Consider the following 19,712-nt stretch of genomic DNA (forward strand, 5'->3'; position numbering starts at 1 on the left):
TGGCAAGACAAGCTGTCGTATGCAGACGGCCCGCGCGCCAGGGCGAACGCGAGCGCGCGATGAGAGCGATTGCATGCAAGCCCGCGATATTGCGCGCGCTCGGGTTGCGGTATAGGACGGGCCTCCCCGTCTCGGGGCCGGTAGCTCAATGGTTAGAGCCGGCCGCTCATAACGGTCTGGTTGCAGGTTCGAGTCCTGCCCGGCCCACCAGCAATTCAATTACTTAAATTACGCTTTGAAACCAGTAGCTTGATCACCCCTCCAGTTCACGCACTCAACCGCTGCAGATCAGTCCGGTCCATGTCCGCCGTAGCTCCCTATATATTTCAAAGCGCCCTTTAGCGCCCGCACCTTTCGATCGCTATTTGTCCAAAGCATTATTCCAGAACGGCCAGGGCGCCACCCAGTTTCAGTTCATCCTCACGATCAGCCGGTTATAATCAAATCGATTTGTCAGCCCTCGCCTGGCCCCGCTTCCTCGTGACTTGCGCGGAACGAACGCTGGCAAGCTGCGTTATAGGGACGCTCGCTTCCGCAAACGCGAACGTAAGCTTTCGATCCGTCGAAGCGACGATCTCCCTAAGATGCTTCAAAGCTTGGCTGAGGGATTTTGCGCATGTACATGACGCCCATCGACTTTATCGACCTCGGGTTTCGCACGTTCATGCGCAACCCATTTTCCTGTCCCGAACATATCTCCCTGCGGCAAGGGGAAAGCGACTTTCGCTTGTTGGGCGCACGCGAGGGGATCGTGGTGACGCTCGGTCCGGAGACGTCCTTTTTTGATCGGCCAAGCAGGTCTGTTTGCCGGTGGCCTGGAACACGGACCATCCCGCGCCAAAGTCCTCACTTCGTGCCGAAACGCGCCTGGATCGCAAATGAGTTCGCGACATTCCTTTACGTGTTCTGCGGCGGCGGAGACGTGAAACTCAATCGGATCGCCACTTCGGAGAAGCAAAGAGAGATTTTGCTGACGGCTGGCGAAGGCAACGTCGTCGAGAAAATCGATCTGACGAAACTTGCAGGAGACAATTCGCCGCCGCTTCTGTTTCTCCAGCCTGCCTATCTTTGTTCATCCGCCAATGTCGCGATTGAATCCGTTCCGTGTGACGCATCGACCATGAGTTGGGCGCGAGCGCCCTATGTCTACAGGACTTGCCCAGTCGACGATTCGTCGACGCCTGCGATCCTGTGTCTTGCCGGCAAGACGATGATCTGGTGCGAACGGATCGAGCCCGGCGAGAGTCGGGACTATGCTCTGGGAAACGTCATTGCGATGACCGCCAATGTCGTTTCCAAACTGCGGCCAACCAGCCAGACTCATCCTGAGGATCGCAGGGTCGCAGTCAAACAGGATCGCTCCAGAGCGAATGCAATCATTTCGGCTTGCGCAAAATCCAGCCGCAACAGTTCGATCCGCATGCGACTGCGTGAATGCGCCGCCGCCACGAAAATCCTCTTTGAATCGATACGCGCCCGTGAGGGATTCTTCGTGTGCGAAGTGACGAATGAATCTGACGCGCCGGCCCATGTTTTTATCCAACTCAACAAAAGCGATTTTTATGGCGGCTCAGGGCTCGTTGGTTTCATGATAAAGTTCATATCCAGCATCTTCCGTATGTCGCACCTGTCGCTGGGTCATTAGTCGACTGGCGGACGCGCGCGAGTCAAAGCCGAGCGCCGCAAGGCGCGCCGGTGAAACTCAGGCCAGCGGCAGCTTTCTATCGTGGTTAAATGAACGATGTCGTGGCGAGAAAAAGCCGCTTCGCGACGCGGTCAGTCGAACATCGGGTTGCACGTTGAGCAGGCGCGCATGCCGAACTCGTCTTATTGACGCGCCCCCGCTCTTGAAAACAACGCGGGCCTGCTTAATTCGCCACTGCGGCTCTTTCACGAGGACGTTGCAATGGCTGATGACGAAAATCCCATCGTTGAGAAGAAACTGTCCGACGAAAACCCCACCGTTAAAAAGAACAAATACCTCTTTGCCGGCGTCGGCGCCGTTCTCGGCGGCCTGACTGGCGTCGCAATCGGCGGCGCGCTCATCGCAGTCGTCGGCGCGGGACTGGGCGGTCTGCTCGGATACAATATGCTGAAGCGGCTGTGACGCGTTAATCGTCGCGCTGACCTAGAAACAGCATCACCAGCGCCGCGCAGCCGATGAAGCGGAACGCCGCCTGCTGCATATCGGGTCCGGAGCGCCACATCTGGAACCACTCGCCGCCAACGGCCATGAAGCCGAACAGGTAAAGGCCGACGGCGAGCGCAAGCCCCGCAGTGGCGACATCCTTGGCGGCGTTGAATTGCGTCGCCTGCGCCTTGCGCGCCAGCAATAGCCGCCACACGCCGGCGAGAATGAGCGCGGCGGCGGCGAATTCGATTGCGATGATGAATGCATAAAATATTCGATGCGGCGTAGCACTGGTGACGGCGCGCCACTCGAGCGGGCTGCCGAGCGGCACTTGGTCCATCGACATCACATGGCTGACGACCTGGTAGTTCGTGTCGTAGTCCGTGACATTATTGATCGCGACGAGCAGAATGAGCGCGCCGAGCGCAGCCGTCAGCAAAATCTTCGAATATCTCATCAACATGTCGACCACTCCCGGGCCCAGCCTAGCATGACCTGAGCCATTGATCTTGCGACGCGAGGGCTTACAACACAGTCTGCTCTCCCGTCGGACATGCGACATGATTGATCTTTATTACTGGCCGACCCCCAACGGCCACAAAGTCACGATTTTTCTGGAGGAAGCGGGACTCGCTTATCAGATCAAGCCCGTCGACATCACGAAAGGGGACCAATTCAAGCCAGAGTTTCTCGCGATTTCTCCCAATAATCGCATGCCTGCCATGGTCGACCGCGCGACGGCCGACGGCGGCGCTCCGGTCGCGCTCTTCGAATCGGGCGCGATCCTCGTCTATCTCGCGGAGAAGACCGGACGGCTTTTTCCCGCGGACCTCCATGCCCGCGCGCGAACGCTGCAGTGGCTGTTCTGGCAGGTCGGCGGGCTTGGCCCCATGGCCGGTCAAAACCACCACTTCGCCAAATACGCGCCGGCGAAAATTCCCTACGCGATCGAGCGCTACCGTAACGAGACCGGCCGGCTCTACGGCGTGATGGACGGTCAGCTCGCCAAGACGCCTTTTCTCGCCGGCGAATATTCGATCGCCGACATCGCCTGTTATCCCTGGATCGTTCCGCATGAGGATCAGGGCCAGGATCTGCACGACTTCCCGCATCTCAAGCGCTGGTTCGAGGCGATCCGTTCCCGGCCGGCGGTGATCCGCGCCTATGCGGCGGGCGCGCCCTATGAGCGGTCGCGTCTCGATTTTACGGCGCTGGAGCGCGAAATACTTTTCGGTCAGACCAGCGAGCGCGGCGGCGCGAAATAGGCTATGGCTGCGCGGCTTTTTTAACCAGGGACTCGCCGCATCCATGTCGAACGACCGCCAAACCGCCGCGCGAGAGACCGCCAAGGCGCTGATCGAAGTGCAAGCGGTGCTCGTGAATGTCGATAAGCCCTTCATAACCACCGCCGGCTGGGCGTCGCCGGTCTACATCGACATGCGCAAGATCATCGCCTTTCCGCGGCTGCGGCGGCGCCTCGTCGAATTCGCGACGCGGACGATCGAGCGCGACATCGGCTATGAGTCGCTCGACGTCGTGGCGGGCGGCGAGACGGCCGGCATTCCCTTCGCGGCCTGGATCGCTGACAGCCTCATGCTGCCGATGCAATATGTGCGCAAAAAGCCCAAGGGCTTCGGCCGCAACGCCCGCATCGAAGGCGACGTGATGGAGGGCGGCCGCGCCCTGCTGGTCGAGGATCTGGCGACCGACGGCGGCTCGAAGAAGGACTTCGTGCAGGCGCTGCGCGACTCAGGGCAGCGCTGCGACCATGTCTTCGTGTTCTTCTTCTACGATATATTCGCTGGCGCCCGCGAGGAGCTGGCCGCGCTCGGCATAAGCCTGCATGCGCTCGCAACCTGGCGCGACGTGCTCGCCGTGGCCCGCGAGCACAAATATTTCCCCGATGACGCGCTGAACGAAGTCGAAGCCTTCATCGCCGATCCCGTCGCCTGGTCGGCGGCGCATGGCGGCCTCGCCAAGGCGAAGGGATAGCCCGGCCGAAGCGGGCGCTTTAGCTGCAGCGGATAAATTCGCGATAGAGCCAGCCGAGCCGCTTGCCGCCGGGGCTCGCCACATAGGCCCAGGGCCTGCCGTGATCGTCCTCGCCATAGCGCTGCACGATAATTGCCTTCCCGTCTTCAATGGCGCCGATGACATTTTTGCGCTGATCGCGGATGGCGATCGAAGCGCCCATGACGCCCGTCGCCTTGCAACGATCGCCAGCCAGCGCCGTCGCGCCCCACGCGATCGCGGCGGCGAGAGCGGCGAGAGTGAGGCCGGCGAAAGGCGCGAGTTTCTCGGACATGAAAGGCCTCCCGATTGCGTTGGAAAGACCTATAGTCAGGGTTCGAGAGTTACGAATTGCGCCAACGCACGTGGAGCCGCCATGCGCAGAGTGATGTTTCTTCTTATCGGGGTGTTTTCCGCGCCATCGGCGCACGCCAGCGAACCGCCGCCAGGCTTCGCGCGCCTTGCTGACGTCGCGCCGGGCATCGCTCAGGAGATGCGCTATGCCGGCGCCAATAATTTCACCGGCGCCCCCGTGCCCGGCTATGACGCGCCGCAATGCTGGCTGCGCACTGAGGCCGCCAAAGCGCTGGCCGACGCGCAGAAGGACGCGCGCGCCCGCGGGATTTCGCTCATCGTCTACGATTGCTACCGACCGCTGCGCGCTGTTTCGGCCTTCGTCGACTGGTCGCGCAACGCCGATCAGCGGACGAAGACCGAACATTATCCGCGCCTCGCCAAGAGTGCGCTGTTTCCCGAGGGCTATATCGCCGAACATTCCACCCATTCGACGGGATTGGCCGTCGATATCGGCGTCAAAGGCTGGAATTTCGGCACGCCCTTCGATTTTTTCGATACGCGCTCATGGACGAAAGCTAAAACCTCAAAGACGGCGCGGGCGCATCGCGACGCGCTCGTGGCGCTGATGCGCCGCCACGGCTTTGAAAATTTTCCGCGCGAATGGTGGCATTTCACCTACAAGGGCGCGGACGGCGCGCCGAGCTACGATGTCGAGATCAAGTGACCCGTTCCGCGCCGGCGAGCTGAACTGAACCTTCATGCGTCCCTCCCTGCTTGACCCCTTCTTCGGTCGCGTCGCCTCACTGCCCGGCGTCGGACCGAAAACCGCCAGGCTGTTCGACCGGCTGCTCGCCAAGCCGGGGACGGAAGCGCGGCTCGTCGATCTGCTTTTCCATCTTCCGTCGACCGTCATCGACCGGAGCGTGCGGCCCACGATCGCCGCCGCGCCGCTCGAGACGATGGTGGTGTTGAAGGCGCGCGTCACCGAGCATCGTCGCCCTCAGGGCCGATATTCGAAATCGCCCTATCGCGTGCTTGTCGAGGATGACACTGGCGACGTCGAACTCGTGTTCTTTCTCGCTAATCCCGACTGGATCGAACGCAGCCTGCCGCTTGGCGCGACGCGTTGGATTTCGGGGCGCATCGAGCTTTATGACGGGCGCCGCCAAATCGTGCATCCGGACCGCGTGCTCGACGAAGCCGGATTGGCGAAGCTCCCCGCATATGAAGCCGTCTATGGCCTCACCGAGGGCTTGCAGGCGCGGTATGTCTTACGCGCGACGGAAGAAGCGCTGACGCGCCTACCGAATCTCCCCGAATGGCAGGACGCCAGCGTTCTCGCCGCCAATAAGCTTCCCGCATTCGCCGAGGCGCTGCGCGCGGCGCACCGGCCGGCGAGCGCCGATGCGCTCTCGCCGCAGCATCCTGCCCGTCAGCGTCTCGCGCTCGATGAATTGCTCGCGAGCCAGCTCGCGCTGCGCCTCATTCGCGCCAAGTTGCGGCGTCCCGCGGGTCGCGCGCATAAAGGCGACGGCCGCTACGCCCGAGCGATCGAATCCGCCCTGCCGTTTCGCTTGACGCGCGCGCAGCAGCGCACGCTTGACGAAATCCGCGCCGATCTTGCGTCGGAACAGCGCATGCTGCGGCTCGTTCAGGGCGACGTCGGATCCGGCAAGACGATCGTCGCGGCGCTCGCCATCGCGAGCGTGGCCGAGACCGGCCGGCAAAGCGCCTTGATGGCCCCGACCGAGATCCTTGCGCGTCAGCACTACGATCGGCTTACGCCAACGCTCGCATCCGCGGGACTGCGCATCGCGCTGCTGACAGGCCGCGCCAAACCGAGCGAGCGCGCAGCGCTCCACGCCGCCATCGGAGCTGGCGAAGTCGACGTCGTCATCGGCACGCATGCTCTCGTGCAAAGCGATCTCGCCTTTCACGACCTCGGTCTCGCCGTCGTCGACGAACAGCATCGCTTCGGCGTCGAGCAGCGGCTGGCGCTCGGCGCCAAGGGCGACGCCGTCGACGTGCTGGTGATGACCGCGACGCCCATTCCGCGCACGCTGGCGCTGACCGCCTTCGGCGACATGGACTGCTCGGCGCTCGACGAAAAGCCGCCCGGCCGCACGCCGATCTCAACGCGCGCGCTCCCGGCCGAGAGAATCGACGAAGTAATTGCGGGGCTGCGCCGCGCCTTGGCGGAGGGCGCGCGGGCCTATTGGGTCTGTCCGCTTGTTGAGGAGAATGAGGAGCTGGACCTCTCCGCTGCGCAAGCGCGCCATGCGGATCTCTCAAAGCTTTTCGGAGCGGCGGTCGGCCTCGTTCACGGCCGCATGAAGGGCGGCGAGAAGGACGCGGTGATGGAAGCCTTTCAGCGCGGCGAGGTCAAAATTCTGGTGGCGACCACGGTCATCGAAGTTGGCGTCGACGTTCCGGAAGCGACGATCATGGTCATCGAGCACGCCGAGCGCTTCGGCCTTGCGCAGCTGCACCAGCTGCGCGGGCGCGTTGGTCGCGGCTCGGAAAAGTCCTCATGCCTGCTTCTATACAAGGGCCCGTTGAGCGAGGCGGCGAAGGCGCGGCTGATGATCATCCGCCAGACCGAGGACGGATTTCGTATCGCTGAAGAAGATCTCCGGCTGCGCGGCGAAGGCGAAATTCTCGGCGTGCGGCAGGCCGGTCTGCCGAGCTTTCGGCTCGCCGACCTTTCCGCCCACGCGCGACTCCTCGCGATGGCGCGCGATGACGCCGAATTGATTCTGCGTCGCGATCCCGAGCTTGCGAGCGACAGAGGCCAGGCCTTGCGCGCCCTGCTCTACCTTTTCGAACGCGACGACGCCGTGCGCCTGCTGCGCGCCGGCTGATGCGATGTCAAAAGCGACGCGCGATCACGATTCGGTTGCTGTTGACGCCCTTCACATTATTGGCGACGCCCCAGCAGTTGCTAGTTTTCGTGAAACTTTGCTCGTTGACGAGCACGCCCAATCGCTCAAAGGGAAGATCGTCGAGCGCGCGCCAGACCAGTTGTTCGAGCGGCAGCGCCCCGCCCCTGACCTCGCCAACCTCGTAAGCGACGTGACCGCCCGGTTTCACGACTCGCGCCAGTTCCGCGAAGACGTCGCGAGTCATCGCGCGCCAGTCTTCCGGCGCGCGAAGCTGCGACAGGCGGATGCTGTCGACGTCGATTCCCGCGAACCAGTTGCGCAGCCAATTGTCGCCGCGATAGTCGACGACGTCGAGAAAAGGCGGCGACGTGACGACGAGATCGACCGTCGCATCGACGATGTGCTCCAAACGGGCGGCATCCGCCACGACGAGTTGCGCGTCGCAGGCCGTCGGCGCGTCCTCGGCGAGCAAAGCGCGCGATTTCTTGAAAATCAGCTCCCCGATGTCGCGCCGCGGCGGCGTTTGTTCCCGACGCGCATTGATTTTCAATTGCGCCTTAACAGACACGGCCTGGTTCGGGGGCATCGTATAAACTGAAAAGAATCCGGGCGAGTGGCCCGTCAATCGATTGAGCGCCACCATGCGGATCCAGCTGTCCACGGCGTCGAGACAGCCATCATTTGCGCGGATCAGCAGATAGCGGCGCAGCGCGCATATCTGCCGCAGCGTCTCAGAGTGGTAAAAAGCGAGAAGGTCTTCGCGATCAACTTCGCCGCGCCCCCAGGGCGCGGCCGCAAGCCGCGCCTCGATATCACAAAGCGCAGGAGGCCGCAGCCGCGGGCGCGTCAGCAGCAGCGACAGCGGATTGGCGTCGGAGCCGATGGGCCTCCGCCCCATCAGCGCCGCTTGCAGGATGGTCGTGCCGCGGCCCATGAACGGGTCGCAGACGACGTCTCCCGGCTGCGTCAGCCGATCGATGAAAAAGGCCGGGAGCTGCGGCTTGAAACAGGCGCGATAGCTGATCTCATGCAGCGGATGCGCGCGCCTTTGCCCGGCGGTCCAGAAGGCGTTGAGGTAATAAGGAACGCCGTCTGTGATGACGACGCGGGTTGGCGCGCCAAAATTAGACCGCCGCAGCTCCTGGAAAAATCCGTTTTCCGCGAGCTTTCGCGCAGCGCTCATGCTCAGTCGCGCTGACGATCGGCGAGGCTCGGCAGCGACTTGATCCTCGCTCCGGCCGCGCGGCGCGCGAGAGAAAGCTCATATTGCGTCTGTAGCTCCAGCCAATCTTCGGGCTGGACGCCGAACCAGTGTCCGAGTCGCAGCGCCGTATCGGCGGTGACGCCCCGCTGGCCGTTGAGGATGGCGGTGACCCGATTGACCGGCACGTCGATATCTCGCGCCAGATCCGACGCCGTCAGTCCGAGTTCCTGCAAATGACGGGCAAGAATTTCGCCAGGATGCGACATCCCATTCTCCATCGACGCCAGTTTGGATTTTGACGGGCGCGCGCGAACGCTCTCGCGTCGCAGATGCGTCGGTCGACGCGCATTTGCTGGCGCTTCCCGCCGAACGCCGATCAAAAATCTTCTGGTGAGCTCTTCATGGTAGCGGCCCATGTTCCGCCCCCGCCGAATATTGTTTTCGTAAACCATATTATCTGGTCCGTAAACTCGGCTGAGGTCGTTAAGCGCTTTCGCCCTCGATCCATTTGGCGCGCGTTTCGGCGATGAAGTCGGCGAGGCGCCCGGCGCCGATGGCTGCGCGCAGGCCCGCCATCAGCTCCTGGTAATAGGCGATATTGGCCTGCGTCAGCAGCATCATCCCGAGGATTTCCCCTGCTTTGACGAGGTGATGCAGATAGGCGCGCGAATAATCGCGCGCGGCCGGGCAGGAAGACTGCTCGTCGAGCGGCCGCGAATCGTCGGCGTGGCGCGCATTGCGCAGCGTCACCCGTCCGTGGCGGGTATAGGCAAGGCCGTGTCGGCCGGCCCGAGTCGGCATCACGCAGTCAAACATGTCGATTCCCCGCGCGACGGCCTCAACGATGTCGTCAGGCGCGCCCACGCCCATCAGATAACGAGGTTTTGATTCGGGCAAATGCGGGGCGGTCGTCTCGAGCATGTCGAGCATCACGTCCTGAGGTTCGCCGACGGCCAGACCGCCAACAGCGATCCCATGGAACTCCATGCCGGCGAGCGCCTGGGCGCTTTCGATCCGAAGCCGCTTCGATTCGCCGCCTTGCACGATGCCGAACACCGCCCTGCCCGGGCGCTCGCGAAACGCCTTACGCGAACGCTCCGCCCAGCGCAGCGAAAGACGCATGGCGCGTTCGGCCTCGCCTTCCGAACATGGCAGGCGCACGCATTCGTCGAGCTGCATCTGGATGTCCGAGCCCAAGAGATCCTGAATTTCCATCGAGCGCTCGGGCGAAAGATGATGGCGCGAACCGTCGATATGCGACTGAAACGTAACGCCGCTTTCATCGAGCTTGCGCAGCTTCGCAAGCGACATCACCTGAAAGCCGCCGGAATCCGTCAAGATCGGATAGGGCCAGCGCATGAATTCATGCAGTCCGCCCAGCCGCGCGATCCGCTCTGCGCCCGGTCGCAGCATCAGATGATAGACGTTGCCGAGCAGAATGTCGGCGCCGGCGGCGCGCACATCTTCGACGAACATCGCCTTCACCGTCGCCGCGGTGCCGACCGGCATGAAGGCCGGCGTACGGATTGTTCCGCGCGGCGTCTGAATCTCGCCCTGGCGGGCAAGACCGTCGGTCGCGAGGACAGAAAAGGAAAAACCCTGCGTCACTTGTTGTCCTTCGCGCCGAGTACGGCGAGCTTCACGATGCGATAGCGACCGCTGTCGCTTTCATTGAACCACACGGAGAACTCTGACCCGACCATTATCGTCGCCTCGCGCAGGTCAGATCGCCAGCTCTCTCCATGACCGAAGTCGATTCGTCCGTCGCGCCGTAGAACGAATGGGCGCACGCGATCGCCGTCGAGCGCAAAGGCGCCGAAAAGATCCCATGCCGAAACGATTCGCGCGCCGTCGATCCGCGCGTCAATCGTCATCGGCGCCTCTCGCGGATCGTCGCGCCAGAGCGCGAGGATGCGCATGTCACGAGGTTCGCTCATGTTTTAACGCGCTGCAGCAGACAGGCGTCGCCATAGGAATAAAAACGATAGCCGCTTTCGATGGCATGCGCATAGGCGGCCTTCATGCGCTCGAGGCCGGCGAATGCGGCGACCAGCATGAACAGAGTCGAGCGCGGGAGATGGAAATTGGTGAGCAGCATGTCCACGGCGCGGAAATGATAGCCGGGCGTAATGAAGATCCGCGTGCGCGCGGCATAAGGCGCAAGCCGTCCGGCGTCGTCCGCGGCGCTTTCGAGCACGCGCAACGCCGTCGTGCCGACGGCGACGATGCGTCCGCCTCCCGCCCGCACATCGTTCAGCGCCTGCGCCGTTTCAGCGTCAAGCCGCGCGAATTCCTCGTGCATCCTGTGCAGGTCCGTGTCATCCGCCTTCACGGGAAGAAAGGTGCCGGCGCCCACATGCAGCGTCACGCAATAAAGATGAACGCCCCGCGCTTCGATCGCAGCGAGCAGCTGCGGCGTAAAATGCAGGCCCGCCGTGGGCGCGGCGACCGCTCCCGCTTCGCGCGCAAAGATCGTCTGATAGTCACTTTCGTCACGCGCGTCGGACGAGCGCTTGCCGGCAATATAGGGCGGCAGGGGCATGACGCCTGCCTGCTCTATGGCGATATCCAGAGCGGTTCCGTGAAGCTCGAAAGCGAGCGTGATTTCGCCGTCCTCTCCCTTTGCTTCGACGCGAGCGTCGATCTCGCCCCCATGGCCCATAAAGCTTATGCGATCGCCGATCGCGAGCTTCTTTGCCGGGCGCATCAGCGCGCGCCAGCGGGAAGCGTCCAGCCGTTCGATCAGCGTCGCTTCGACATTGGCGCTCAACGCGCCGCGAAAGCGCCGACCGGAAAGCCGTGCGTGAATGACGCGCGAATCATTGACGACGAGCGCGTCTCCCGGACGAAGGTAGTCCGGCAGACCGCCGACGATCTTGTCCTCGAAAGGCCCGCCCGACGGGACGACGAGCATGCGGGCGCTGTCGCGGGGATCGGCGGGCCGAAGAGCGATTCTGTCTGGCGGGAGGTTGAAGTCGAAAAGGTCGACGCGCATGCGGAGCTTGCAAAAACCATAAGCTCCGTCAGGTCAAGTACGCCAGAACAATCGCGGCGCCGATTGTCGACCAACCGGCGCCGCGGCGACGGCTTACTGGCTTGCGCCGACGCGTCGGCGACGCTCGTCGAAACGGAACTCCGGAGCGTTCCGCAGATCGTCGCGAGTCGTGTTCACAATCGCTTCGACGTCGCCATCTTGGTTCCTCGAAACGACCATTGATGTCGGGTCAATTGCGATATGGCGCTCGCCGATGCCGAGGAAACCGCCGACGCTGACGATGACCGCACGCACATTCCTATTGTTGTCGAAGATGACGTCTTCGATCTCGCCGACGTTATCATTCTGCAGATTGCGGACGTCGCTGCCGATTAGCTGTGACATGCGCATATCGGTGGGGCCGAGCCTGTAGAAAATTACGCGGGCGGAGCCGAGCTGCTCCAGTTCGCGCATTTCAGCTGCGGATCGCCCTTTCGTCATCCGCCTATCCATGCCCGTCCGATCCATGCCCGTCCGGTCCATGCCTGACTGGCTGTCCTGATCGCGCATCCGTTCCCGCGCTGCGCTGCCTCGCCAAGTCGGCGAGGGGTCGTCATCGCGGCCCATCTCCCGCCAGCCGCCGCCAGATGTCGTATCCTCCACATCCTTGGCTGGTTCGCTTTGTTTCTCCTGCCACTGATTGCTGCTGCGAGACTGAGTTTGACTTTTGCTCGAGCTCGCGCCCGTGCGATCGCGCCCTGCATTCGCTGTCACGCTGGCGGAAAGCGCGATCGCCGCGACTGTAGCGATCAACAACTTGAGCGATTTCATCGGATACTCTCCACTGTTCCGCTCGCCCGTCTCGGCGAGCGATACTTTGCAACCAGCGTCTGGAGAGATAGTTCCGAATTTTGCGTCGAACTCAGGTCTTTACTGCACATGCGCCCAAGGCCGGGGCGCATGCTTGACCAAGGAGCTCATTCTGTCGCGTCAGTCGATCAGCCCAACGTGGCCTTGACGATCTTGTCCGGATCTTTCACCGGCTCGCCGCGCTTGATCTTATCGATATTCTCCATGCCGGAGATCACCTCGCCCCAGACCGTATATTTGTTGTCAAGGAAGCGCGCGTCATCGAAGCAGATGAAGAACTGCGAATTGGCGCTGTCGGGGCTTTGCGCGCGGGCCATCGAGCAGGTGCCGCGCACATGCGGCGTGCTGTTGAACTCGGCCTTGAGGTCTGGATATTGCGATCCGCCCGTGCCCGTGCCGCGCGGGCAGCCCGTCTGAGCCATGAAGCCGTCAATCACGCGATGAAAGACGATGCCGTCGTAGAATCCTTCCGAGACGAGCTTCTTGATATGCGCGACATGATTGGGCGCGAGGTCTGAACGAAATTTGATGACGACCGGTCCCTTCGTCGTCTCAAGCGTCATGGTGTCGGCGGCTTCGGTCATTATCATTTCCCTTGATTTTTGCAGGCGTAGCGGCTCTTCAACTCAGCTCTCGTCGCCAGCGACGCGCATCTTGATGATCTTATCCGGATTATCGACCATGCCATTATTGGACTTCGAACCCTTCTTGATCTTGTCGACGACGTCCATGCCGGAAACCACCTCGCCGAATACGGTGTATTTGCCGTTGAGCTGCGGCGCGTCTGCGTAGACGATGAAGAACTGCGAATTGGCCGAGTCATTGTCGCCCGGCTGACGCGCCATTCCGAGGACGCCGCGCTTGAACGGCGTATTCGAGAACTCCGCCTTAAGATCGAGATAGCGGGAGCCGCTCATGCCCGTCCCGGTGGGATCGCCGGCCTGAGCCATGAAACCGTCGATGACGCGATGGAACGCAATGCCGTCGTAGAAATGCTCTTTCGCGAGCTTCTCAATGCGCTCGACATGTTTGGGCGCGAGATCAGGCCGCAGCTTGATGGTGACGCGGCCGTCTTTTGTGTCGAGGTAGAGTGTGTGGTCATCGGCCGCGCTGGCAGGCATGGCGCTCAGCGCGGCGGCGGCCGCAGCGGCAAGGATGAGACGGCGCGTGAATTTCATGAAGCCTCCCTATGAGTTGCCGCGCCTTTTGACGGCGCGTTCAAGTGCGGCGACGGCGGCGGCCGGCGCAAAGGCCGACACGTCCCCGCCAAGCGCCGCGATTTGGCGCACGAAGGTTCCGCTAACATGGCGTAGCCCTGGCGAAGCAGGCAGGAAAATCGTGCGAATGTCGGGCGCGAGCGTCCCGTTCATCCCCGCCATCTGCATCTCATAGTCGAAATCGGCGCTATCGCGCAAACCGCGGAGAATGGCGCAGGCGCCGTGCTGGCGCGCCGCTTCGACGACGAGTCCGTCAAAGCCCGCGACCTCGAAGCCGCAAGACGCGCCTAGTCCGGCGCAGGCGTCGCGAATGACCGCCGCGCGCTCGTCGAAAGAGAGCCACGGTTTCTTGCCGTGGTGCACGCCGATCGCCACGACGATCCTGTCAAACAGCGCCCCGCCCTGCGCCATCACGTCGAGATGGCCAAAGGTCAACGGGTCGAACGTGCCGGGGTAGAGGGCCGTCCGCGCGGTGGTGGCAGAGGTCGCGGTCATCGCAGCGGTATAGGAGATTTTGCGCGGCTTCGCGAGACGGTGAGCGCCTTCGCCAATCCGACGGCCTGCCAAAGCCGGCGTCCGGTCGGCAACCCGTCGCTCAGGCGTTGCTTTTCGCGGAGGTCCGCCCTCCTGCGCTGCGAACGGAGCCCTACAATAGGTCTGCGTATCCGGCCAAGGGTCGGGACGCCTGCGACGGAGGCTCTAATGGGACTGTTGGATTTTTTGACCGGAAAAGGCAAACCGGGGCCTGCCCCAGACGCGCTCAAGAAGACGGCCGACGCCACCCCTAAGGCTGATGAGAGGCCCGGCGCGGCCGCGTCCGAAACTTTCTATGTCGTGAAGCCAGGCGACACGCTGTGGAAGATCGCCGAAGCGCATTATGGCGCGGGCAAGGGCGCCAAATATATGGAGATCTTCGAAGCCAATCGCCCGATGCTGACAGATCCTGATAAAATTCAGCCCGGCCAGCGCCTGCGCATTCCGCACGGCTCGACCGGACCTAGCGGCGAAGTCGCCGGCACGCATTAGTCGGCAGTAAAGGCGAAGGCGAGAGTGATGTGAAATTAGGCCTTCGTGGCTTCGAAGGCTGGGATGGCGCACGCAAATTTTTCGAGCCAGGCGACAAGGCGCGGGTGATTCTCCCGCCATGCGCCCGCGAAACGCAGGTCGAGATAGCCGAGCGCACAAGCGACTGCGATATGGCCGATGTCGATCGAGCCGGCCGGCGGAACTGCGCCCAGTACAGCGAGCGCCCGGTCGATCTTACCTCGCTGAAGCGCGATCGCTTCGTCGTAACGCAAGGCTTCCGGGCGATTGAACGTTTCGTAGCGGATCAATAGAGCGGCGTCATTGATCCCGTCGCCGAGCGCTTGCAGCCGCAAGGCCGCGAAGCGGGCCGTCGCCTCGGTTGGAATGATCCGCCCGCCGCCGGCGAGATGATCCAGATATTCGGCGATGACCCGACTGTCATACAGCGACGAGCCGTCCTCCAAAACCAACGTCGGAATTTTGCCGAGTGGGTTCTGACGCCGCAGACTGTCGGCCGGATCGGCCGCATTTGCGGTCGCAATTTCGATCCCATCCGACAAGCCGAGCAGGTCGGCGGCGATGCGGATCTTCCTGGCGTAGGGCGAAGCGGGATGAGAGCGCAGAACGAGCATGGCCGCTCCTATCATCCGTGTAGGAAACCCACAACGGCGTTATGGGGGACCGTCAACCTTGGGCGGCCTCCGCCGGATGGACTTGGTAAGCCCGCATCAGGTCATTCGCCTGCGAGCCAGGCAATCTCGTAGCCCGCGCCTTCGCCCTGCGCCATCCGTGCAGCGAGGAAGGAAAGCAGCGATCGCGCTTCCTCTTCGAACACGAATGGCGGATTGACGACCGCCATTCCGCAGCGGCGCAACCCCTCACCGTCTCCGCCAATGCTCAACGAAAGCTGCAGGATGCGCCGTATGCCGCTTTCCCTCAGCCTATTATGCAATTTCCGAATGTCGCGATCGCTCTTTGAGGGATGCCACAAGGCGTAAATGCCGGAACTCCATTTCGCATATGATTTACTAAAGGCGTCGAATGCGGCTTCGAACTCGTCCTCGCGCTCGAAAGGCGGATCAATCAACGCGAGCCCACGCCGCTCCTTCGGCGGAACATAAGCGCCAAGCCCCACATAGCCGTCGATATGAATCGCCTTAATGCGCTCGTCGCGCGAGAACCGGCGACGCAGCGCCGCAAAGGCGTCGGGCCGCAGCTCGCAGAAAATCGCGCGGTCCTGCGGGCGCATCAATTTCTGCGCGATCGCCGGCGAACCTGGATAGAGCGCGGGCTTTCCCTCCTGATCGAACGGCCCGAGACAATCGACGTAGGGCGCAAGCAGCGTGCGAACGTCCGCACTCGCGCCGGAGAGATCAGCGAGACGTCCAACGCCGCCGCGCCACTCGAGCGTGCGCTCCGCCTCATCCGCTGAAAGATCGTAGGCGCCCTCTCCTGCGTGCGTATCAATCACGCGAAACGGCGTCTCCTTGCGCCTCAGATAGACCAAGAGGCGCACCAGCAGCGCATGTTTGAAGACGTCGGCGAAATTGCCGGCGTGAAACCCGTGGCGATAGTTCATATGCGCTACAGCGGAGCGGGCGCGCTGATTTCTCGAACGTGGCAACCGCGCTGCGCAACGGCGGGACAAGCGCGAAACTCGCGCAGATCCTTGGACAGGCAGATGCGCACGCCGTCCATAACGCCCCGCCGGCACGACACCGCCATCATGCCGGGCCGCAGCCGTGGATTGGCTTCGTAGAAGGCGCGCTCGACGTCGATCGGCGTAAAGGTCTGGTCGCGCGTGGGTTTGACGAAAAGCGCCGGGATGGCCACGGCGGCATGGGCCCGCGCCACTTCGGCGAAATAGTCGCTCGGGCTTTTGCCGCTGCAGACTCCATGCTTGCGCCACTCGTAACGCGCCAGCCGCTCGTCGGGAAACAAGCCCGCCGCTTTTTCGATCGCGACGCGCGATGGAGAGCGCGCGCCCGGACATTCGCTCGGGACGCCGCTTTCATATTGCGGCCAGAGCCCGTGAACGACGAAGCCGAGTCCCTTCCCCGGCTCGCACTGGTCGCGCGCGCCCTCGACGCTTTCGCAAAATCCTGGAGACCAGCTGAGCGCCAGCACGTAAAAGTCGAAGTCGCGCGCCGCGCCGGCCCGCGAGGCCGCGCGATTCGCGCAATCCTCCGCCGTGCAGTCGCCTTCTTTCGCGATAGCGCCCAAAAATCCGCCCGACGTCACCGCGCCAACAATGAGCGCCCATGCGGCGCAACGAACGAAAACTCTTCTCATTTCAAACGACTCTGCAAATAGGACGCTAAGGCCCTGCGGCTCGACAATTAGGACTGAAGGCATGATTACGGTCGAGCCCGACGACGCACCATGTCACGCCAGGTCCCGCGCCGATGAAGCCCAAGGATTCTCCGATATTGTACACGACCTCGCGTCTCACGCCGTCGTTAAAAAGCGCCAATGCGCGACAATAGCGACGGGGAATATAGCTCAAGCCGTTGTTGCGCGCGCCGATGTCCTCGACGCCGTCAAAGGCCACAATGACCAAAGGCGAATTCCAGAACCAGGCTTCTCTTGCAGCAAAACCCTTGACGACTTCGTTGAGAATCGTCGGATCGACGCAGTAGGGGGTCAGTCCAGAGTAAGGCAGAATTCGAAACTCCGCCGGCGGGTTTTCCTCGCGTGCGGGCTGGGCGGCCGCCGTGGCCGCAGCAAGCGCGAAAAGCGCGGTCGCGGCGGCTCGCATCCAAACTCCGCCAGACCCCCGGTTGCGGCGCCGCATCTCGCTTCTCCTGAATCCCGCCCAGTTGCCGACGATTGACGCCAAAACCGCTCCCTGCGTCAAGGCTATGCGCCACTCATTAAGCGAAGAATCGCAGCAAGGATGCCAAGGCGCTCGGGACGCGCTATAATGGCCTCATGTCTAGGAACGTTCAGACCCTGCGCCGCATTATGGCGCTCTTCCTTGGCGCATTGTTGACGAGCGCGACGCCCAGCGCGTCCTTCGCGCAGGACCCCTTTACGGAATTCTTTGGCGGCATCTTTGGCGGCCATCCGCAGCATGGCTGGGGGCCTCGCGGCGAGCCAAGAGTGCGACGGATTATGCCGCACCGCGAGAATCGCGCCCCGACATACTGGCACGGCCAGACGGATAATCCGCGCCGCGCGGCGAAGCGTACGGACGGCGCCACCCCGGACCCGAACACGACCATTACCCAGCCGACGTTCGTTGTCGCGACGATCGGCGACACTCTGGGACTGCTTCTCGCAAACGGCCTGAAAGACGGGTTTTCGGATCGCCCAGACGTCGCCATCCTTCGGAAAGGCCGGGAAAGCAGCGGTCTCGTGCGCGAAGACTTCTACGATTGGCCCAAGGCGGCGAAAGAGATCGCCGCCGATCCGCAGAAGATCAATGTCGCCGTCGTCATGCTCGGCAGCAATGACCGTCAAGTGATCCAGCAGGGTCAAGAGTCAATCGAGCCGCTGTCGCCGCGCTGGCGCGAAATCTACGCAGCGCGGGTCGACGCGGTGATTGCGGCTTTCAAGGAAAAGAATATTCCGGTCATTTGGGTCGGTCTGCCGGTCATGAAGAACGAGCGCCTGTCCGCCGACATGGCGCAGCTCAATGAGATCTTTAAGGCGCGCGCGGCCCACGCCAATATTCCCTATGTCGATCTCTGGGAGGCGATGACCGACGAACATGGGCAGTACAGCGCTTTCGGGCCGGACATCAACGGCCAGATCGTCAAGCTGCGCTCCGCGGACGGCGTGCACTTCACCGAAGCCGGCGCGCGCAGCGTCGCCCATTTCGTCGAAGGCGAGATCAAGAAATATTACGACGCCTCTCGCCAGCAGGCTCCGGTCGCTGACGCGCCGGCGACGTCCCAACCTGACGCGCCGGGCGCGACTCCGTCACAGCAGCCAATAGCGGCGACCCCGGCGGACGGTCAGCCGATCGTATTCCGCTCGCCTGTCGGCGGACCGTCGGCGGCGCCGAGCCTGCCTGAACGACCTGCCGTTGGGCCGACGCAGCAACTGACGGGCGCCGGAGCGGCGACAGAACTCGCCAGGCGAACCCCGGCCGGCAAAGCGGCGACGGACGCAGGCACGCCCGCGCAGGCGCTCGCGCGACATGTTTTCATCGAGGGCGGGGACCAGAATCCACGCAGCAACCGCGCCGACGACTACAGCTGGCGCCCGGCGGCAAACGCACCTTCTCAGCCGCGCTAACGATTTGTGCGTTGGCGCACGGAACGCTTTTCGGTGGTTCTGCATTCTCTCTGCACGACAGAGAAATTGTGGAGCCGCCGTCATGTCCCGCCGTCAATTCAACGCCAGCCGCTTTCTGAAGGTCGCCGCCGTCGCCGCGTTCGCGGGACTTTCGTCTTCCGCCGTCAACGCTCAGGAAAGCTCCTTCATGGCGCTGCTTGATCCGTCGGCGGGCGCGCAGGAAATGACCGCGTCCTACGATGACGCCCGTGAGCAGCAAGCCTATTACGGCGGTCAGGATCAGGAAGCTAATTACGCCGTGCAGGACCCGCAGGCCTATTACGGGGATCAAGAAGACGCGCGGCTCGCGCGCGAATATCCGACCACGACGCGCGAGATCGTGCAGGATCCGACCAATGAGCGTCCTGGCACCATCACCGTCGACACGAACAATCGCTATCTCTATCTGTCGCTGCCGAACGGAGAGGCCGTGCGCTACGGCGTCGGCGTCGGCCGCCAGGGCTTCACCTGGAAAGGCCGGACACATATCGGCCGCAAGGAAGCCTGGCCGGATTGGACGCCACCGGCGGCGATGTTGAAGCGCCGTCCCGATCTGCCGCGCCATATGGTTGGCGGCGAGGACAATCCGCTGGGCGCGCGCGCGATGTATCTTTTCGCGGGCAATCGCGACACGATGTTCCGCATCCACGGCTCGAACGAGCCCTGGACGATCGGACAGGCGGTCTCGTCGGGCTGCATCCGCATGCTGAACAACGACGTGACCGATCTGTTCAGCCGCGTGAAGGTGGGCGCCACGGTCGTCGTGCTGTAAGCCGGCTCTCTGTCAAACGAAAGGCCCCGATTGCCGGGGCCTTTTATT

Annotated in this window: 23 protein-coding genes, 1 tRNA gene and 1 pseudogene; 10 read left to right on the forward strand and 15 right to left on the reverse strand. The window is 62.8% G+C overall.

Going from position 1 to position 19,712, the window contains the following annotated elements:
- Positions 1–134: 134 nt before the first annotated feature.
- The 3 genes from IYW40_RS09890 to IYW40_RS09900 all read left to right on the forward strand — a co-directional run bounded on the left by IYW40_RS09890 (position 135) and on the right by IYW40_RS09900 (position 2,107).
- A tRNA-Ile gene (locus tag IYW40_RS09890) sits at positions 135–210 on the forward strand.
- 406 nt (positions 211–616) lie between these two features.
- Entirely contained in the window at positions 617–1,645 is a 1,029-nt protein-coding gene (locus IYW40_RS09895; RefSeq protein ID WP_196400479.1) for a hypothetical protein, read from the forward strand.
- Between the two features lie 261 nt (positions 1,646–1,906).
- Entirely contained in the window at positions 1,907–2,107 is a 201-nt protein-coding gene (locus tag IYW40_RS09900) for a hypothetical protein (RefSeq protein WP_196400480.1), read from the forward strand.
- A 4-nt stretch (positions 2,108–2,111) separates the two neighbouring features.
- Here IYW40_RS09900 and IYW40_RS09905 read toward each other — a convergent pair whose 3' ends face one another.
- Entirely contained in the window at positions 2,112–2,594 is a 483-nt protein-coding gene (locus IYW40_RS09905) for a DUF2165 domain-containing protein (RefSeq protein ID WP_196400481.1), read from the reverse strand.
- Positions 2,595–2,691: 97 nt separating this feature from the next.
- Here IYW40_RS09905 and IYW40_RS09910 point away from each other — a divergent pair, with 97 nt between their 5' ends.
- Complete coding sequence (locus IYW40_RS09910; protein ID WP_196400482.1) at positions 2,692–3,396, forward strand: glutathione S-transferase N-terminal domain-containing protein; 705 nt, start codon at positions 2,692–2,694, stop codon at positions 3,394–3,396.
- 43 nt (positions 3,397–3,439) lie between these two features.
- A complete protein-coding gene (locus IYW40_RS09915; protein WP_123176393.1) occupies positions 3,440–4,123 on the forward strand; it encodes an orotate phosphoribosyltransferase in 684 nt (227 codons plus the stop codon).
- 19 nt (positions 4,124–4,142) lie between these two features.
- Here IYW40_RS09915 and IYW40_RS09920 read toward each other — a convergent pair whose 3' ends face one another.
- Complete coding sequence (locus tag IYW40_RS09920) at positions 4,143–4,436, reverse strand: peptide-binding protein (protein WP_196400483.1); 294 nt, start codon at positions 4,434–4,436, stop codon at positions 4,143–4,145.
- Positions 4,437–4,517: 81 nt separating this feature from the next.
- On the opposite strand from IYW40_RS09920, the gene IYW40_RS09925 reads away from it, so the two are divergent.
- A complete protein-coding gene (locus tag IYW40_RS09925) occupies positions 4,518–5,162 on the forward strand; it encodes a M15 family metallopeptidase (protein WP_196400484.1) in 645 nt (214 codons plus the stop codon).
- A gap of 34 nt (positions 5,163–5,196) precedes the next feature.
- Positions 5,197–7,299, forward strand: a complete 2,103-nt coding sequence (gene recG / locus IYW40_RS09930) for an ATP-dependent DNA helicase RecG (protein ID WP_196400485.1) — start codon at positions 5,197–5,199, stop codon at positions 7,297–7,299.
- Positions 7,300–7,306: 7 nt separating this feature from the next.
- Here recG and IYW40_RS09935 read toward each other — a convergent pair whose 3' ends face one another.
- The 9 genes from IYW40_RS09935 to coaD all read right to left on the reverse strand — a co-directional run bounded on the left by IYW40_RS09935 (position 7,307) and on the right by coaD (position 14,080).
- Positions 7,307–8,503, reverse strand: a complete 1,197-nt coding sequence (locus tag IYW40_RS09935; protein ID WP_196400486.1) for a DNA methyltransferase — start codon at positions 8,501–8,503, stop codon at positions 7,307–7,309.
- Positions 8,504–8,505: 2 nt separating this feature from the next.
- Positions 8,506–8,790, reverse strand: coding sequence for a HigA family addiction module antitoxin (locus IYW40_RS09940; protein ID WP_246720743.1), 285 nt, complete (start codon positions 8,788–8,790; stop codon positions 8,506–8,508).
- Between the two features lie 217 nt (positions 8,791–9,007).
- Complete coding sequence (tgt, locus tag IYW40_RS09945) at positions 9,008–10,132, reverse strand: tRNA guanosine(34) transglycosylase Tgt (protein WP_196400488.1); 1,125 nt, start codon at positions 10,130–10,132, stop codon at positions 9,008–9,010.
- On the reverse strand, positions 10,129–10,461 hold the full coding sequence (locus IYW40_RS09950) for a hypothetical protein (protein ID WP_196400489.1): 333 nt from the start codon (positions 10,459–10,461) through the stop codon (positions 10,129–10,131). The genes tgt and IYW40_RS09950 overlap by 4 nt, the downstream gene beginning before the upstream one ends.
- On the reverse strand, positions 10,458–11,519 hold the full coding sequence (gene queA / locus IYW40_RS09955; protein ID WP_196400490.1) for a tRNA preQ1(34) S-adenosylmethionine ribosyltransferase-isomerase QueA: 1,062 nt from the start codon (positions 11,517–11,519) through the stop codon (positions 10,458–10,460). The genes IYW40_RS09950 and queA overlap by 4 nt, the downstream gene beginning before the upstream one ends.
- Before the next feature lie 93 nt (positions 11,520–11,612).
- Entirely contained in the window at positions 11,613–12,329 is a 717-nt protein-coding gene (locus IYW40_RS09960) for a PRC-barrel domain-containing protein (protein ID WP_196400491.1), read from the reverse strand.
- A gap of 167 nt (positions 12,330–12,496) precedes the next feature.
- Positions 12,497–12,952 carry a peptidylprolyl isomerase gene (locus IYW40_RS09965; protein WP_196400492.1) on the reverse strand — a complete coding sequence of 152 codons (456 nt, stop codon included), beginning with the start codon at positions 12,950–12,952 and terminating at the stop codon, positions 12,497–12,499.
- Positions 12,953–12,994: 42 nt separating this feature from the next.
- The gene (locus IYW40_RS09970) at positions 12,995–13,546 is read right to left on the reverse strand and encodes a peptidylprolyl isomerase (protein ID WP_175094449.1); all 552 of its coding nucleotides are present in this window, start codon (positions 13,544–13,546) and stop codon (positions 12,995–12,997) included.
- A gap of 9 nt (positions 13,547–13,555) precedes the next feature.
- Positions 13,556–14,080, reverse strand: coding sequence for a pantetheine-phosphate adenylyltransferase (gene coaD, locus IYW40_RS09975; protein ID WP_196400493.1), 525 nt, complete (start codon positions 14,078–14,080; stop codon positions 13,556–13,558).
- 330 nt (positions 14,081–14,410) lie between these two features.
- Here coaD and IYW40_RS21795 point away from each other — a divergent pair.
- A pseudogene (locus tag IYW40_RS21795) lies at positions 14,411–14,611 on the forward strand (LysM peptidoglycan-binding domain-containing protein); the annotation flags it as partial.
- A 35-nt stretch (positions 14,612–14,646) separates the two neighbouring features.
- Here IYW40_RS21795 and IYW40_RS09985 read toward each other — a convergent pair.
- From IYW40_RS09985 to IYW40_RS10000, 4 genes are all read right to left on the reverse strand, one after another.
- Positions 14,647–15,243 (reverse strand): glutathione S-transferase family protein, encoded by a 597-nt coding sequence (locus IYW40_RS09985; RefSeq protein ID WP_196400494.1) that lies wholly within the window; start codon positions 15,241–15,243, stop codon positions 14,647–14,649.
- Positions 15,244–15,344: 101 nt separating this feature from the next.
- A complete protein-coding gene (rlmJ, locus tag IYW40_RS09990; RefSeq protein WP_196400495.1) occupies positions 15,345–16,190 on the reverse strand; it encodes a 23S rRNA (adenine(2030)-N(6))-methyltransferase RlmJ in 846 nt (281 codons plus the stop codon).
- A gap of 5 nt (positions 16,191–16,195) precedes the next feature.
- Positions 16,196–16,903, reverse strand: a complete 708-nt coding sequence (locus IYW40_RS09995) for a ribonuclease T (protein ID WP_196400496.1) — start codon at positions 16,901–16,903, stop codon at positions 16,196–16,198.
- A 25-nt stretch (positions 16,904–16,928) separates the two neighbouring features.
- Entirely contained in the window at positions 16,929–17,369 is a 441-nt protein-coding gene (locus IYW40_RS10000; RefSeq protein ID WP_246720744.1) for a hypothetical protein, read from the reverse strand.
- Between the two features lie 173 nt (positions 17,370–17,542).
- Here IYW40_RS10000 and IYW40_RS10005 point away from each other — a divergent pair, with 173 nt between their 5' ends.
- Both IYW40_RS10005 and IYW40_RS10010 read left to right on the forward strand, forming a co-directional pair.
- Entirely contained in the window at positions 17,543–18,853 is a 1,311-nt protein-coding gene (locus tag IYW40_RS10005) for an SGNH family hydrolase (protein WP_196400498.1), read from the forward strand.
- A gap of 82 nt (positions 18,854–18,935) precedes the next feature.
- Positions 18,936–19,664, forward strand: a complete 729-nt coding sequence (locus IYW40_RS10010) for a L,D-transpeptidase (RefSeq protein WP_196400499.1) — start codon at positions 18,936–18,938, stop codon at positions 19,662–19,664.
- Positions 19,665–19,712 lie beyond the last annotated feature (48 nt).

The sequence above is a fragment of the Methylocystis sp. H4A genome (assembly GCF_015709545.1).
Lineage (GTDB): Bacteria > Pseudomonadota > Alphaproteobacteria > Rhizobiales > Beijerinckiaceae > Methylocystis > Methylocystis silviterrae.